Raw genomic sequence first — 15,176 nt, forward strand, 5'->3', positions numbered from 1 at the left:
CGCGGGCCATTTAGTCTCACCGTGCTTTCGCCTTCTCGTCGCCGGGCAGCACGTAGTCCGTGCCTTCCCAGGGAGAGAGGAAGTCGAAGTTGCGGAATTCCTGCTTCAGCTCGACGGGTTCGTAGACGACGCGCTTGGCCTGGTCGTCATAGCGGACCTCGACGAAACCGGTGACCGGGAAGTCCTTGCGCAGCGGATGTCCTTCAAAACCGTAGTCTGTCAGGATGCGTCGCAGGTCCGGATGGCCGGTGAACAGGATGCCGTACATGTCGTAGGCTTCACGCTCGAACCAGTCGGCGCCGGGATAGACCGGAGTTGCCGAGGGAACCGGCTCGTTCTCGCCGGTCGAGACCTTGACGCGCACGCGCAGATTCTGGCGCGGCGACAAGAGGTGGTAGACCACATCGAAGCGATCCGGCCGCTGCGGCCAGTCGACGCCGCAGACATCGACGAAGTTGACAAAGGCGCATTGCACGTCATCGCGCAGGAAAGTGAGCAGCGCGATGAGGTTCGCCGACGTCGTCGTCAGCGTCAGTTCGCCATAGTTCAGCGATGCATCGGAGATCAGCGCACCGCGCGTTTCGCGCAAGTAGGACGCAAGCTCGTTCAGGGCTTCACTCATATCAAAGACCCCCTGCCCTTAGCGCTCGATCGTGCCGGTTCGGCGGATCTTCTTCTGCAGCAGGAGCACGCCGTAAAGCAGCGCTTCTGCCGTGGGAGGACAGCCTGGCACGTAGATGTCGACGGGAACGACGCGGTCACAGCCGCGAACGACGGAATAGGAATAGTGGTAGTAGCCGCCGCCGTTGGCGCAGGAGCCCATCGAGATGACGTAACGCGGCTCCGGCATCTGGTCATAGACCTTGCGGAGCGCAGGCGCCATCTTGTTGGTCAGCGTGCCGGCGACGATCATGACGTCGGACTGGCGCGGCGAGGCGCGCGGCGCAAAGCCGAAACGCTCGGCGTCATAACGCGGCATCGACATCTGCATCATCTCGACCGCGCAGCAGGCGAGACCAAAGGTCATCCACATCAGCGAGCCGGTACGGGCCCAGTTGATGAGTTCGTCCGTCGAGGTGACGAGAAAACCCTTGTCGGCGAGCTCATTGTTGATCTCGCCAAAGAATGCATCATTGCTGCCAATCGGCTTGCCGGTAGAGGGATCAATGACCCCCTTCGGCTTGGGCGCAACGAGCGTGGTGCCGGATGCTAGTTCCATTCCAGCGCTCCCTTCTTCCATTCATAGATAAAGCCGATCGTCAGCACACCGAGGAAGACCATCATCGACCAGAAACCGAACCAGCCCAACTCATGGAACGAAACCGCCCAGGGGAAGAGGAAGGCGACTTCAAGGTCGAAGATGATGAAGAGGATCGACACGAGATAGAAGCGGATGTCGAACTTCATGCGGGCGTCGTCGAACGCATTGAAGCCACACTCGTAGGCCGACAGCTTTTCCGAATCAGGAGCCTTGAAGGCGACGGCGAAGGGAGCAATCAGAAGCGCCACACCGATCACCAATGCGATTCCAATGAAAATCGCGATCGGAACGTAGGAACCGAGAAGTTCAGTCATTGTTATCCGTCCCTGCCTGCGGAAGGGCGCATGGGAGAGCGCCAGAACAACAAATCTCGCAGGCCGAAAAATATGTTGCAACGCCGGAGTGGTTAGCGCAGCCCGCGCCGTCGCGCAAGCCTTGAGGGGCCATTTAAACCGCTTCGCAACACAGGATCCGGCGGGTGGTACCGACAAAGCGCGGATTTGCGGGCCGACGCGAACTTTACGGTAAAACAAAGCGAGACGAGACAGATTGCCGCAGCGCACAATCCGGCCCCAAGGAGGGCGGAATTCACATAAAGGCGGAGAGAAGAAAATGGCGCGAGTGACGGGGCTCGAACCCGCGACCTCCGGCGTGACAGGCCGGCACTCTAACCGACTGAGCTACACCCGCGCATGATGACCGCGAACGATCATTATTACCACCATCGGCCTTCTATGAGAATGCCTAGGCAATTCAAGATCAAGAGTGGCGCGAGTGACGGGGCTCGAACCCGCGACCTCCGGCGTGACAGGCCGGCACTCTAACCGACTGAGCTACACCCGCATCCTCTTGACTTGGTTGAGGCGTTTCCGCCCCGGCACCGAGCGGTGCTTGCCCGTTCGATGAGCGGCTAACTAAGCGGTTCGCATTTGGGTGTCAAGCGTGTTTGAAGACAAATCCGTGACGGAATGAAAATTGATCCACAGAGCGAAAAATCATCCACAGGGTATCGTGACGACGAACATCGGGAGACAGGGACGCACGCGTGACGCAGCCACATGCCCCCTTCGATCGCCTGTTCTCTCCCGTGCGGAGATACCGAACTGCGAAACTTTATCTATCGCCCTCCCCTGCCGAGGGGACGGCGGAAAAAGCGCTTTCTTGTCCACAACCAGGAATCCCGGCAATTCAGGGCATCGCGCGACCGCCAACAAAAAAAATCATAAAAACGATACAAATGCTCTTGCGGTTTTTTTCGGTTACGCCTAGATCACGCCCACCGACGCGGCGGACTGATCCGGTCCAAACGCGGAAGGGCGATTAGCTCAGTTGGTAGAGCGCCTCGTTTACACCGAGGATGTCGGCGGTTCGAGTCCGTCATCGCCCACCATTTTCTCCAAAAAGATAAATACCATTTACCTCCGCTGAATTTGCTGTACGCGAATTATTGCGACATTCGTGTTTGCGATGCGACTTCGGATCTCGTCGAGTGAAGCACCAGCTTTGAGACGCACTGGCGTTGAGCGGCGGGGAATCAGGGCTTCGGCAGTCCCGAGCGCAGCGGCCCGTCACAATTCAGTGCTTCGGCGCGCCACTGGCGGCAGAAACGCCAGCTTGCGACGCGCCCGTATGCGCGGCGCAGTTACGCGCCGCGATACTGCTCGTCGCTCACATGCTCCAGCCAATCCACAGCCTTGCCATCGAGCGCTTCCTGAATCGCAAGGTGCACCATTGCCGTATCCGGCGCTGCACCATGCCAGTGCTTTTCGCCCGGCGGGAACCAGACGACATCGCCGACGCGAATCTCCCGCACCGGGCCGCCCCAGGTCTGCGCCAGTCCGCGGCCGGCGGTCACGACCAGCGTCTGGCCGAGTGGATGCGTATGCCAGGCCGTGCGCGCGCCGGGCTCGAAGGTAACGCTGACGGCGCGAATTCTCGCAGGGTCAGCGGCTTCGATCACCGGATCCTGGCGCACGGTGCCGGTGAAGTATTCCGCCGGAGCGCGCATCGAGGGTCTCGATCCACCGGGTATGATGTCCATCTCTTGTTCCTCCGATTTGCGTGTTCGGCGCCTCGTCAGCGAAATACGCCACGGCCAACAACTACGATCTCGCCCGCGAGCCTATCATAACCTGTGGATTGTCACAGTCGGGCAGGTATCACGAGCGATCTCGCAAAGATGTTCGTGGTGGGTCAGATAGATCACCTGGCCCACGCGCGCCATTTCCGCCATCTGCTCGAAGGCGCGGCCAGCGCGCCCGTCATCGAAGGTCTCCATGATGTCGTCGGCGATGAAGGGTAGCGATTCGCGGGCAGCCGCGATTTCGTGATAGCCGGCGATTCTGAGTGCCAGATAGAGTTGGAACCGAGTGCCCTTGGAGAGATCCTTGGCGAGTTTCGATCCGCCGCCGGCGGCATTGGCGATCAGGAATTCCTGTCCCTTGTCGGATTGCGCCGACAGGCCAGAATATTCACCACCACTGATCCGGCTGAAGGTTTCGGAAGCACGGCGCATCATCGCGCTGCGGTGGCGCTCGCGGAAAAGCCGAAGCGCGGTCTCGGCCGCGATAACGCCGGCCCGGAGCCGAAGATAGGCGAGCGCCTTGCTCTCGATGTCGAGCAGCAGCGTTCGCCGCTTCTGATCGAGTTCGGCAACCGTATCGCCGCCTTCGACATCGGCGAGCGCCTTTTCCCTGCCCCGCATGTCCGTATGCAGCTCGCTGACGTCGCGGTCGCTTTCTTCAAGCGCCGCATCGAGCCGCGCCAGTTCCAACCTAACGGCGGCGTCATCGAGCTCGGCGAGCAACGCCTCGGCCTGCGCGCAAGTGGCTACGCCCAATCGGGAAGCGATATCCGCTTCCAGTTCGGCTATGCGCTGGCGCAGGCGCTCCTGTTTGCGAGCGGCTTCGAACTGCTGCATGGCGTCGTCGAGCGTTTCACACTCGAAAAACTCCGTCACGAGGCGCCGGCGCGCCCAATGAATCTCGCGCGCGCCACAGATGGCGCGCCGATCCTCCTCGAGGCGAGCCAATTCCGCCAGGGAAGTTGCCCGGCGGTCGGCAAGCCGCTGGGCGTCGGCAGCGCGCGTCTTGAGCGCGGTAAACATCGCCACCGTATCGTCTGTCGGCGATCCGCCCGCGAGGTCAGCTATATCGCGTTCGAAAGCCACCTGGTCCTTGCGCATCCCGGCGACACGGTACTCCAGATCGGCCTTGCGCTGTGTGAGCTTGTCCAGGTCCTGCAGGACCGCAAGCATCGCACCGATCTGCTCCGGCAAGAGCTCTCCGCTGCGTTCGGCAAGCCAGCTCTTGGCAAGCAGTGTCCTCCACTGCTCCTGCCAGGCGGCCATTTCGGTTTCAGCAAGGTCCAAGGTCGAGCGTCGGCCTTCGAGAACCGCAGCGCTACGCTTTGCCGCCTCGCGGGCCGCATTGCGAGCGGCAGCTACGGTCTGCGCCTGCGATACGACTCGCTCCGCGATCAAAAGGAGATCGTCGAGCCGCTCCGATAGCCCTTCTTCGATGCCGATGCGTGCGAGTTCTTGGCTGAGCCCGCAGACCGCCTCGGCCTCCTCCGCATGAGCGCGCTCGAATTCCAGACGGACAGCGCGTAGCTGCGCGCGCAGTTCGAGCGCCGAACCTCTGACGGCGAGCCAGGCTTCCAGCTGCGGTAAGCCCGTGACGCAGGGTAAACCACACGACGTCGCGAGGGTTTCCAGAGACTTTGCCTGAGCCGCCATCTCCTCGCGGCATCGCTGCTGGTGCTCACGCAGTGCCGCAAGGCGGGCGCGTCGCTCGGTTATCGCAAGCGACAGGCCGCGCAGATCCGCAAGCCGCGCCGTCTCCGTGAGACGCAGCGCCATGACCTCGTCATCTCTGCCCATAGCCTCTTCGAAATCGACCGCCGTTTCCAGGAGGAGCTGGCCCTTGTGCCGTTCCCAGGCCTCGTCACGACGGCGGCGCAGTACCGCGGCAGAACCGTCGTCCAGCGCGGCGCCAGCGGTAGACAGCGCGGCCAGCCGCGCCTCTTCTCCCGCAAGCAGTTCCTGCTCGCCCGCGACGCGATCGGAAAGGCGCGCTTGCCGCTCTTCCAATGAGGCCACGACCTTGCGCAACGCCTCGAGTGCTCCGGGTGCGGGAACGCCGAGTGCCAACAGATCGTCGGCGCTGCCAGCGAAAGGCCTCAGCTGCAGCAGTTTGTCGGCAAGTTCCACCTCCAGGCGATCCAGAGATTGCACGGCTGCCTGTTTCCGCAGCAGGCAGTCGCTGCGGCGCAGCAGCGCCAGCCGGCCGGAAAGGCAGGAGGTATCCGCGGCTCCCCCCTCTTCCTCGACCCGGGCCAGCTCGCGTTCAGCGGCGCGACTTTCTTCGGCTGCAGCTTGCACTTCGTGGCGAGCCGAAGAGCATCGCTCGGCCAAGGCAGAATGCCGGCGCGCGAGATCTTGAAGCCGCGCGCCGATCCCAGCCGGCAACAGCAGGTTGGCGGGGTCCCGGTCAGCCTGTTCTCCGAGCCGTAGCAGGCAGCCGACGATCTCCGTCGACGTCCGCGCCAATTCTTCCAATCGAGAGGGCATATCGCGCGCGGCAGTGATATAGCGCGCATCGAGCGCGGTCTCCTGCAGCGCCGTCAGCCGCTCAGCCAGGCACAGCCCTTCCTTGTCGAGCGGGAATTCTTCCAGCGCATCTCGGCGATGCTGCATCTCGCTTTCGTTCTGGCGGAGCCGGACGTCGATCTCCGCCTCCTGGCGGCGAAGCGCCGGCAGCTCGGTAGCCCACTCGGCCGGCGGGACCGGCAGCACCGGAACGCTTGCCAGCTCATGGCGAAGCGCGTGCAGCCGACCAAAGTGCGGCAGCGCTTCGATCTCGGCATTCAGGCGAGCGCGCGCGACCCGCAGTTCGGCACGGCGTGTGATCGCCTCCTCGTGGCGGTCGCGGGCTTGCGCCAGGGTCTTGCGCAGGGTCGCGTATTCGCGGGCATTGATATCGAGGGTGTTTCGCTCCGTCCTCAGGGCATCAAGCTGCGCCTTCATCTCCGCAAGCTGATGCTTGCGCGCCTGCGGCCGATAGAAGGCGTCGGCCTGGCCGCGCAGGGCCGCAAGGATCGCCGTACTGTCCGGCAGGCCGGAGCTTGCGGAAAACAACAGCGAACCGAGTTCTCCCTCGCTCTTCAGGATCGCTTCCCCGCCCTTCTCAATACTCTCATCGTCGAGCGAAAACATCGTCTGGTAGGTGTCACGGTCAATGGCGCCCAATGCTCCGGAGAAGAGATTGTCGGGCAGCGGCTGATCATCTGCGCTGACCAGCGAGTTCGTCTTGCGTTTGAGCCGGAACACACGATGCGTCCGACCTGCCGCCTCGATGGTGCCGCCGACCCGCATTGTCGGATAGGGATGCAGGAAGCCGTAAGGGCTCGAATGCTCGATCCCGAAAAGCAGATCGAGGAAGCCCGAGAACATAGTTGATTTTCCGGCCTCGTTCGGTCCGTAGACGATGTGCAGGTCGGGCACACCGGCGACGCTCTCACCGAAGTCGAGCCGGCGATCGGTGAATTTGCCGTAGCGAACGAGATCGAGCGCGGTGAGCCGCATCAGTGCTGCCCCTCGCCTGCACCGCCGCCGTGAAGATGGGCAAGCACCTCCGTGCCTCCCGAAGCGCTGGCCTCGAAAGCGAGCCGCTCGATGGCGTCTTCATCCGGCGCCAACACTTGGCGCAGCTCAGGGGGCAGTTGTTGCAACAGATCTTCCACCGCTGCCCGGACCTCCTGGCGAAATCCGTGGGCGGGCATCACATCGGCCTCGACGAGGGCGACCAGTTCATCGACGGGATCGAGCATCGCCCCCGTCTTTTCCAGCAAGGGGTTGCCGCAGGCAATATCCAGCTTCTCGATCCAGCAACCGACGATGCCGGCTGCAATGTTGTCGATCTCGGCGCGCAGCAAATCCGCGTCGCGGCGAAGGCGCCAGGCAAGCGACGTAGCCCCGGTAAGCATTACACGCAGGATGACATTTTCCGCCAGCGTATCTGCCGAGACCCGCACAAGCGCCAGCCTGACCGCATCGAGCACATCGCGCCACTCGGAGAGGCCGGAGATATCGACAGACAGGCGCTCGAAACTGGCGATGCCGATCGGCAGTTCGGAAATCTCGGCCCGACCGTCGTCATCGAACGTCACCAGCGTCACGCTCTTCACGCCGGCTTCGTTGACATCGCGGCCCTGCGGTATGCCGGGCATGACGACAAACGGCGCCGTTGCGTGGATCTGGCGTTGATGGATATGGCCGAGCGCCCAGTAATCAAAACCATGTGCCACGAGGTCGCCGGTGCTGCACGGAGCGTAGGGATCATGGCCAGAGGCGCCCGCAAGGCTCGTGTGCAGCATGCCGATGTTTATCGCACCAGGTGCGGGTGGCTGAAAAGCGGGAAGCAGACTTTCCGGCGCGTGCGTATTCTCGAAACTGACCCCATGCACATAGACGTCGCGACCGCTTGCCAATGTCTTGGCATGAACGGCCTTTGTCTTGCCTTTGAAGACGTGCGCCGAGGGCGGAAGCGTCAGTTCCTTGGTCACCTGCGACTGAGCGTCGTGGTTGCCACGAATGATGAAGGTCCGGATGCCCGCCTCGTCCAGCCGGCGCAATTCCCGCCCGAGAAACAGCGCCGTATTCATCGACGTCTGGCTGCCATCATAGAGATCGCCGGCAATCAGCAGAGCATCCACCTTCTCGGCGATGCAGAGATCGACGATCTTGACGAAGGCGTGCCGGGACGCCCCACGCACGATCTCGGCAAGATCGGCATTTCTGAGGGCGAGGCTGCGGAGGGGCGAATCGAGATGAAGATCTGCGGTATGGACGAAGCGGAAGGGCATGGCCGACCATGGCCCGGCAGGCTGGCGCCCGTCAATCAGTGTCGGCCCTTCATCCACGTGGGAGATTGGCCCGCTCTCGACGCGCAAATTCCAGACCGCCTAAGTAAAGCCAAGACTAATACAGAACATCCCCGTGGTGATTGCCGAATGCGAATGATCAACAGCGGCCCCAGAATACATGCAAATATCAGATTATACTCACTTTAATCGATTAGGGCTTTTGTAATATCTTGTTCGTTAGGTTTCCGCCGGCTGCGCTTGAAGCGCATCCAGGCACCGGAATGATTCCTGCTTCGGCATCCGCTCCGTCATGACGATCAAGAGCCGGAACGACTTCATCAAGTACAGCTTTTATGGACGGCCGTCCTTCCGGGGGGAACCTATGTCACGGCTCAAGATTTCACATACGCTCATTGCCCTTTTCCTGGTGGTCGCCGCAATTGTCACGGCGCTGGCCGTCTCCTCGCTCGGCGGCATCAAGATGATGAACGAGCGCAACAACGAGATCGCCACCACCTGGCTGCCGCGCGTCTCGCTTTCCCGCGCGCTCGAAACCCAGCTTTCCGACACGCGCATGGCCTTTGCGCGCCACCTGATCTCGCTGACGCCCTTCGAAAAGAAAGCCGCCGAGAAAGTCATCGGCCAGACCGTCGAAGGCTTCAACAAGCTCGCCGACGACTATGCGGCGCTGATGGTGACGGATGCAGACAAGGCCGCGCTGGAAAAAGTGCGCACTGCCTATCAGGCTTACCTCTCGATTGCCGACGGCATGGTGAAGCTCTCCAACAATCTTGAGAACATGAAGGCACAGAGCGTTTTCAAGGTCGAGATGCGGGAGACCGAGCAGAAGGTCGACGAGGCGATCAAGAAAGTGCGCGCGATCAACCTCGCCGGTGCCGATGCCGCGGTTGCGGCAAGCTCGGCCACGCATGACCAGATCCGCATGATCGAAATGGCGGTCATCGCCGTTGCGGCCATCATCGTGCTCGGCGCCATTCTTTACGCCGTGCGTGGTATTGCCCGCCCGATCCAGATCATCACCCGTTCGATGGCGCGTCTCGCAGAAGGCGACACGGACAGCAACATCCCCTACGGCGCCCGCAAGGACGAAATCGGCGAGATGGCCCGTGCCGTCGAAGTCTTCCGCCAGGCGGCTATCACCAACCAGCAGCTCGAAGCGGATGCCCAGGCGCAGCGCGCCCAGGCTGAGGCGGATCGCCTGCGTCTGACCGAAGAAGCGGAAGCCGCGGCCCAGCGCCGCCTCCAGGAAGCAACGGCCGGTCTTGCCGGCGGTCTGCGCCGTCTTGCCTCCGGCGATCTCGCCTTCCAGCTCAACGAACCATTCGCGCCGGACTTCGAGCAGCTGCGTCACGATCTGAACCAGGCCGTCGCCCAGCTCGCCGATACGCTCGCGGCCGTTTCGGCGAGTTCCGGCAGCATCGACAGCGGTGCGCGCGAAGTCAGCCAGAGCGCCGACGACCTGTCGCGCCGGACCGAGCAGCAGGCCGCCTCGCTGGAGGAGACAGCCGCGGCACTCGACCAGATCACCGCCAATGTCGGCAACTCGTCGAAGCGCACCCATGAGGCGCGCACGGTGGCCAGCCAGGCCAATGAAAGCGCCCGCAAGTCCGGCGCGATCGTCTCGGGCGCGGTCGATGCCATGGGTCGTATCGAGCATTCGTCGAGCCAGATCTCCAACATCATCGGTGTGATCGACGAGATCGCCTTCCAGACCAACCTTCTGGCGCTGAATGCCGGCGTCGAAGCGGCCCGCGCCGGTGATGCCGGAAAGGGCTTTGCCGTCGTCGCCCAGGAAGTGCGCGAGCTCGCCCAGCGCTCGGCCAATGCGGCCAAGGAAATCAAGGACCTGATCCGCAACTCCACCGTCGAAGTCGAAAGCGGCGTCCGGCTCGTTCGCGAAACCGGCGAGGCTCTGCGCACCATCGAAGGCTTCATCGTCACGATCAACCAGCACATGGATGCGATCGCCGTCTCGGCACAGGAACAGTCTGCCGGCCTGTCGGAGGTCAATACCGCGGTCAACCAGATGGATCAGGTCACCCAGCAGAACGCAGCCATGGTCGAGGAAGCCAATGCCGCAAGCGCAACGCTTGCCCAGGAAGCCGGCCGCCTGCGCGAACTGATCGCCCGCTTCACGCTGGAAGAAGCCCAGACCTACGGCTACGCGCCCTCCGCCGGCTCGACACGTCGGGCGGCATAATCCCGTGCGGCTCGCGCGCCCTGCGAGCCGTCCCCGCGGATTTCTCGTTCGACGCTGAAGTGTCCGCGTCAAAGCAGGACCGCTCAAAACGCGAAATTCTTGCAAACTGCAAGTCAAACGGCCGCCGGTAACGGCGGCCGTTTCTTTGTCGGCAAGGTACTTACCGTGAAACGCCGGAGGTTTATGTCGACAAATGCGGCAATTATAACTATCACTAATGTTACTGCCATTTCACATGGCACCTCATGAAATTCCAACGACGATCATGAAGAAGACATTCGAAGTTTCAGATAGGCTGTTCGAGCTCTACCACCGGGTACACCGGCTGGTGAACGAATCGATGACCGAAGAAGGCGTGTCGCTGGCACGCAGCAAATTCCTCTTTTTTCTCAGCAAGCTCGGCCCCTGCCGCTCGACCGATATCGCCTGTGCGCTGAATTTCGCGCCACGCACGGTCACCGAGGCCATCGATGGCCTGGAACGTGACCGCCTGGTCATGCGCAAGCCCGACCCCGAGGACCGGCGCGCCAAGATCGTCTCGATTACCGAAACGGGCCGCATCGTGCTCGAAGCCGCCGAGCATCCGCGCAAGCAGTTGCTCGAAGAGATCTTCTCTGCGCTCGACGACGAAGAACTCGACGCGCTCTACGACATCGTCGGCAAGCTGGTCGACAAGACGGACGATATCCGCAAGCGCAAGGACGAAGAGGAAGCGGCGCAGGTCGCCGTCGCCCGCTAATAGCGGCTCCCTCTACTGGATCGCGCAATGCCGAAATAGAAAGAGGCCGGGACATCATGTCCCGGCCTCTTCCGTTTTCTCCGGGCGATAACGCTTACATCGCGTTGATGGCGCCAATGGAGAAGAACAGGGTCTCGCCGGAGGAGTCGTCGACACCGTCGTTGTCGGTGACGACGTAGCCGTTGCCGGCGGCATCGACGGTGAAGCCTTCGACCTTGTCGACGACATAGCCGTTCAGCGCCTTCAGCTCCGGAATGAGGTCACGAACCTCTTCCTTCTTGACCACAGGCAGATCGCCACCGAGTGCTGCCGGCTTCAGTTCCGTCAGCGCGACGCGGTAGATCTTCTTGAGCTTGGCGGCTTGGCCGATCAGGTTGTCGCGCTCGATGATGTAGACGTAGTCGCCATGGACGGAAATTTCCGACAGGCCAACCCAGCCTTCACCGGCCTTTTCCAGCGGGTAGCGCACGGCGCCCCATTCTTCGCTCTTCGGGTTATAGGAAACGAGTTTGACGAAGCCCTTCTCGTCGTCCTTCCATTCACGCTGAACGGCCATCCACAGCGTCTGGTCATCGCCTTCGCCAACAACCGTGATGCCTTCGAAGCCGAAGCGGGTTTCGCCCGCACGCAGGGCCTCCGGCAGGGCGATTTCCTTCTTGATCTCGCCCTTCTTGTTCACGTGGAAGATCGCGTGGCTGTAGAGCTTGTCGGAATTGCCTTCGGATGCGAGCCAGAAGCCCCCTTCCCCGTCATTGGCGATGCCTTCGATGTCGAGCTTCTGAGCCGGCGCACCGTCACGGGTGATGGCGAGCGCTTCGGTGATCAGCGCCGGCTTCTGCGTGGCGTCGATCGTGAAGATCGTCGGCTGCGACGAGTAGACCGAATCGTTGACGGCGCGCAGGAAGCCCGGCTTGTCCGCGACGGCCGCGAGACCGGAAAGTGCGCCGAAGCCGATCGGCAGGCCGTCCTTCTCGGCGGAGCGGATCTGCGGATAGGCAGCCTCGCCTTCACCGCGTTCGTAGATCATGACGTGCGAACGCGCGCCGCCGTCCTCGACGAGATCGAGTTCGTTGGCGGTCGCAAGCAGGTTGCGCGACGGGATCGCAACAGCGCCCTCCGGCGAGATGCCTGACGGCAGGAGCTGCAGCAGCTCAGGCTCCGCACCGGTGTCCTTGTAAACGCCGACGACCGAAGCACGTTCGGCGAGCAGGAAGAACAGGTTGTCGTCGCCGAACTTCGCCGCTTCCAGACCTTCGGGCTCGACACCCTTGGCCGACGAGCGCTTTTCCGGGTAGTGACCGATCGCGGCAACGGCATGCTCGAAGCTGGCACCCGATTCGTAGAGAACCTTGCCAGTCGTATCGAAGATCGTGAAGCCGCGCGAACCGCCTTCGTAGTCGCCTTCGTTGGCAATGACGATCCGGTTGTCGTCAAGCCACTTCACGGCATCGGGCTCGCGCTTGCGACCCGGCTGCTCGTCCTTGAAAGCGATCGCCCCGTTGCGCTTGGTGTCGATGTTCTTGAGGTCGACCGTACCGGCGGAGAAATGCGTCTTCACCGTCGCGGTCTTGCCGTCGATGATGATGATATGGTTGTTTTCCTGCAGCGTGAGCGCAATCTCGTCCTTGCCATTGAAGGAGACGAATTCCGGCTCCGGATCCTCGCCGCCGATTTCGGCAAGACCGGTCAACGTCACGCGCTTCAGCGAGCCGCAATCGGCCACCCCGTCCTTCAGCGACAGGATCACCAGGTCGCCGGCCGGCATCTGTGGGATCTTGCCGTCGTTCAGTTCCTCGTCGCGCTCGTTTTCGATGGCGACGGCCGCAAGCGTACGGTCCTGGTTGACGGCGACCGAATCCGGCTGACCACCGAGATCGCAGGTGCTCTCCACCTTCTTCGATGCCAGATCGACGATAGCTAGGAGACCGGAGGGCTTGACGAAGCTTTCGCGCGTGTTGACTGCAACGAGCGCCTTACCGCCGGCAACGGTAACGGAGGTCGGCTCACCGTCGAAAGAAATCGTGCCGGCGGCCTTCGGCGCCTTGGCATCGGTGATGTCGATCAGGCCGATGCGCTTGCCCGGGCTGTCTGAGTAGATCAGCGTATTGCCGTCTTCGCTGGCCGTGATGATCTCGGCGGACGTCGGCGCCTTGCGCGCGTCACCTTCCGGAAGATTGTCAGCGACAGCAAAGGACGCAATGCGGTTGAAGACGGGCTCGGCCGCCGCGGGAAAAGCCGCGGAAGCGAGAAGGACGGCGGCAAGCGCCGTCACGCGCGATCTAATGGTCATGAAATCCCCCATGGACACTTCTAAAAAACAAGGGGTTTCTGCGCGATGGGGATGACATCCGAATGACAGCCGAACGGTTTTGCACCATTCAGGCGCCCGCGGTCTCCCGCTCGCGCCGAATCTCGTTGCGCATGATGAAAAGCGACGCGCAGAGGATCAGGATCGCGYCGAACCAGAGATAGCCCGTCGGCGCATAACCAAAGACCAGCCAGCCGGCGAAGACATTGAGCGGCAGCTTCAAATCATCGAAGGGCTGCACATAGGCAGCGTCGGCAACCGTATAGGCGAGCGTCAGCAAGTACTGCGCGAAAACGGTCATCACCCCGGCCAGTAGGAGAAGACCGAGTGCCGCGCCATCCGGCACCGCAAAACCGGCGGTGAATGCAATGGCGCCATTGATCGGGGTCAGAAGGACAAGCAGCCAGATGGTGATGGTTTCGGGACGCTCGCGGCCTGTCAGGCTTTTGGTGATGAGCGACGAGGCGCCCCAGAGCAGCGCGGAGAGGATCGGCAGAAGTGCTGCCCAGGTGAAGCTGTCCGACCAGGGCTGGAGAATGATCATCGCACCGGCAAAACCAACCGCCGTTGCGGTCCAGCGCGCCGGCCCGACGCGTTCGCCGAGGAACAGGCGGGCGCCGAGGATGATGAAGAAGGGCGAGGTCATGACCAGAGCAATCGCTTGCCAGATCGGCACATGGGCAAGGCCGGAGACCCAGGCTCCGACACCGAAGGCGGCAAGCGCCACACGCACCACGTGACGCCAGGGGTAATCGGTGCGCATCGCCGAAAGCCCGACGCGGCGCAGGAACGGCAAAGAAAAGAGGAAGGCGAAGGCGTATTGCCAGAAGGCGGTCGCGGCAGCGGGGAAGCCGAGCTTCATCGTCAGCCATTGGGTGACGACATTGAGGCCGGCGAAGGCAATACCGGCCAGCACCATGAAGCCGGCTCCGGCCATGGCGCGCGAGGAGGAGAAGCCGAGGGAAGTCTGATTCATGTCATGCATCCTGAACACTGGACAAACACAAATCAGGACGCATGAGCGCACGGCACGACGCCGGGCAACCTCTGCCCTTCGTGCCGACGACCATTCTCTTTCATCCGGACTATGACCGTCGGCTCCGGAATTGCACCGGATCTGCTGACCCCTTCCACGTTGCGGGGGAAAGGCGCTCGCGGGCTTGGGCCACACCATCGTGCGACAGCGACCTTTGCGCGTCTTGAAGGACGCGCGGCGCTGTGGTGCCCTTACCGCCGGTGGGGACTTTCACCCCGCCCTGAGAATGGGCAAGCCGTAGAGCAAATGGCGGGAGGCTGCAAGGGCCGCCCCCGAAATGCGAAAGGGTCCGGCTTTCGCCGAACCCTCGAATACCTGGACTGCCGGCCTCGTGTCCGGCCGCCAAGCAAATCTGATCAGCCGTTGACGGCGTCCTTCAGGCCCTTGCCGGCCGTGAACTTCGGCACGTTACGAGCCGGAATGTCAACTTCCGCACCCGTGGACGGGTTGCGGCCCTTCGAGGCTTCGCGGCGCGAAACCGAGAAGTTGCCGAAGCCGACCAGGCGAATGTCGCCGCCGTTCTTCAGCTCGCCCTGGATGGTCTCGAAAACTGCATCAACTGCAGAAGATGCGTCGGTCTTGGAAAGTCCGGCCTTCTCAGCAACGGCAGACACGAGCTCATTTTTGTTCATGTTTCCACCCCTTTCAGATTGGTTCGAAACGACTGTGTTTTAAGCCGCGGCGGCTTGCGCATCGCCCGCGTCTTGCCTTTCCCAATTGCGCCTAATCCCTTGGAATGCAAGGCTT

The 15,176-nt window shown here is 62.2% G+C and carries 11 protein-coding genes, 3 tRNA genes and 1 riboswitch; of the genes, 3 read left to right on the top strand and 11 right to left on the bottom strand.

Annotated features, from left to right (window positions below):
- Nucleotides 1-16: 16 nt before the first annotated feature.
- The 5 genes from AB4Z53_RS16345 to AB4Z53_RS16365 form a co-directional block, all read right to left on the bottom strand.
- A complete protein-coding gene (locus tag AB4Z53_RS16345; protein ID WP_113536944.1) occupies nucleotides 17-622 on the bottom strand; it encodes an NADH-quinone oxidoreductase subunit C in 606 nt (201 codons plus the stop codon).
- Nucleotides 623-640: 18 nt separating this feature from the next.
- Complete coding sequence (locus AB4Z53_RS16350; protein WP_441596646.1) at nucleotides 641-1,219, bottom strand: NuoB/complex I 20 kDa subunit family protein; 579 nt, start codon at nucleotides 1,217-1,219, stop codon at nucleotides 641-643.
- The gene (locus AB4Z53_RS16355) at nucleotides 1,210-1,575 is read right to left on the bottom strand and encodes an NADH-quinone oxidoreductase subunit A (protein WP_034803593.1); all 366 of its coding nucleotides are present in this window, start codon (nucleotides 1,573-1,575) and stop codon (nucleotides 1,210-1,212) included. Before AB4Z53_RS16355 ends, AB4Z53_RS16350 begins: the two co-directional genes overlap by 10 nt.
- A 299-nt stretch (nucleotides 1,576-1,874) precedes the next feature.
- Nucleotides 1,875-1,951: transfer RNA gene (locus tag AB4Z53_RS16360), tRNA-Asp, on the bottom strand.
- Between the two features lie 76 nt (nucleotides 1,952-2,027).
- A tRNA-Asp gene (locus tag AB4Z53_RS16365) sits at nucleotides 2,028-2,104 on the bottom strand.
- 471 nt (nucleotides 2,105-2,575) lie between these two features.
- Between AB4Z53_RS16365 and AB4Z53_RS16370 the strand changes: the two genes are divergently transcribed.
- A tRNA-Val gene (locus AB4Z53_RS16370) sits at nucleotides 2,576-2,651 on the top strand.
- Between the two features lie 252 nt (nucleotides 2,652-2,903).
- Here the strand turns inward: AB4Z53_RS16370 and AB4Z53_RS16375 are convergent.
- The 3 genes from AB4Z53_RS16375 to AB4Z53_RS16385 form a co-directional block, all read right to left on the bottom strand.
- Nucleotides 2,904-3,302, bottom strand: a complete 399-nt coding sequence (locus AB4Z53_RS16375; protein WP_113536943.1) for a (R)-mandelonitrile lyase — start codon at nucleotides 3,300-3,302, stop codon at nucleotides 2,904-2,906.
- A gap of 84 nt (nucleotides 3,303-3,386) precedes the next feature.
- Complete coding sequence (locus tag AB4Z53_RS16380) at nucleotides 3,387-6,845, bottom strand: AAA family ATPase (protein ID WP_441596647.1); 3,459 nt, start codon at nucleotides 6,843-6,845, stop codon at nucleotides 3,387-3,389.
- A complete protein-coding gene (locus tag AB4Z53_RS16385) occupies nucleotides 6,845-8,125 on the bottom strand; it encodes a metallophosphoesterase (RefSeq protein WP_441596743.1) in 1,281 nt (426 codons plus the stop codon). The genes AB4Z53_RS16380 and AB4Z53_RS16385 overlap by 1 nt, the downstream gene beginning before the upstream one ends.
- A gap of 382 nt (nucleotides 8,126-8,507) precedes the next feature.
- Between AB4Z53_RS16385 and AB4Z53_RS16390 the strand changes: the two genes are divergently transcribed.
- Nucleotides 8,508-10,346: a methyl-accepting chemotaxis protein gene (locus AB4Z53_RS16390; protein WP_441596648.1), complete on the top strand. Its 1,839-nt coding sequence runs from the start codon at nucleotides 8,508-8,510 to the stop codon at nucleotides 10,344-10,346.
- Nucleotides 10,347-10,611: 265 nt separating this feature from the next.
- Complete coding sequence (locus AB4Z53_RS16395) at nucleotides 10,612-11,085, top strand: MarR family winged helix-turn-helix transcriptional regulator (protein ID WP_113536975.1); 474 nt, start codon at nucleotides 10,612-10,614, stop codon at nucleotides 11,083-11,085.
- Nucleotides 11,086-11,179: 94 nt separating this feature from the next.
- Here AB4Z53_RS16395 and AB4Z53_RS16400 read toward each other — a convergent pair whose 3' ends face one another.
- The 3 genes from AB4Z53_RS16400 to hupB form a co-directional block, all read right to left on the bottom strand.
- Nucleotides 11,180-13,387 carry an esterase-like activity of phytase family protein gene (locus tag AB4Z53_RS16400; RefSeq protein WP_441596649.1) on the bottom strand — a complete coding sequence of 736 codons (2,208 nt, stop codon included), beginning with the start codon at nucleotides 13,385-13,387 and terminating at the stop codon, nucleotides 11,180-11,182.
- A 76-nt stretch (nucleotides 13,388-13,463) separates the two neighbouring features.
- Nucleotides 13,464-14,378, bottom strand: a complete 915-nt coding sequence (locus AB4Z53_RS16405; protein WP_441596650.1) for a DMT family transporter — start codon at nucleotides 14,376-14,378, stop codon at nucleotides 13,464-13,466.
- Between the two features lie 79 nt (nucleotides 14,379-14,457).
- Nucleotides 14,458-14,661, bottom strand: a riboswitch (FMN riboswitch).
- Nucleotides 14,662-14,785: 124 nt separating this feature from the next.
- Nucleotides 14,786-15,061 carry a DNA-binding protein HupB gene (hupB, locus tag AB4Z53_RS16410; protein ID WP_065777403.1) on the bottom strand — a complete coding sequence of 92 codons (276 nt, stop codon included), beginning with the start codon at nucleotides 15,059-15,061 and terminating at the stop codon, nucleotides 14,786-14,788.
- Between the last annotated feature and the right edge of the window lie 115 nt (nucleotides 15,062-15,176).

This window comes from Ensifer sp. 2TAB8 (genome assembly GCF_052115125.1).
In the GTDB taxonomy this organism is placed as follows: Bacteria; Pseudomonadota; Alphaproteobacteria; order Rhizobiales; family Rhizobiaceae; genus Ensifer.

Coding starts and splice junctions, on each gene's coding strand:
- AB4Z53_RS16380 (WP_441596647.1), bottom strand. CDS start 6,845: ATGCGGCTCACCGCGCTCGATCTCGTTCGCTACGGCAAATTCACCGAT.
- AB4Z53_RS16385 (WP_441596743.1), bottom strand. CDS start 8,125: ATGCCCTTCCGCTTCGTCCATACCGCAGATCTTCATCTCGATTCGCCC.
- hupB (WP_065777403.1), bottom strand. CDS start 15,061: ATGAACAAAAATGAGCTCGTGTCTGCCGTTGCTGAGAAGGCCGGACTT.
- AB4Z53_RS16375 (WP_113536943.1), bottom strand. CDS start 3,302: ATGGACATCATACCCGGTGGATCGAGACCCTCGATGCGCGCTCCGGCG.
- AB4Z53_RS16355 (WP_034803593.1), bottom strand. CDS start 1,575: ATGACTGAACTTCTCGGTTCCTACGTTCCGATCGCGATTTTCATTGGA.
- AB4Z53_RS16395 (WP_113536975.1), top strand. CDS start 10,612: ATGAAGAAGACATTCGAAGTTTCAGATAGGCTGTTCGAGCTCTACCAC.
- AB4Z53_RS16350 (WP_441596646.1), bottom strand. CDS start 1,219: ATGGAACTAGCATCCGGCACCACGCTCGTTGCGCCCAAGCCGAAGGGG.
- AB4Z53_RS16345 (WP_113536944.1), bottom strand. CDS start 622: ATGAGTGAAGCCCTGAACGAGCTTGCGTCCTACTTGCGCGAAACGCGC.
- AB4Z53_RS16400 (WP_441596649.1), bottom strand. CDS start 13,387: ATGGGGGATTTCATGACCATTAGATCGCGCGTGACGGCGCTTGCCGCC.
- AB4Z53_RS16390 (WP_441596648.1), top strand. CDS start 8,508: ATGTCACGGCTCAAGATTTCACATACGCTCATTGCCCTTTTCCTGGTG.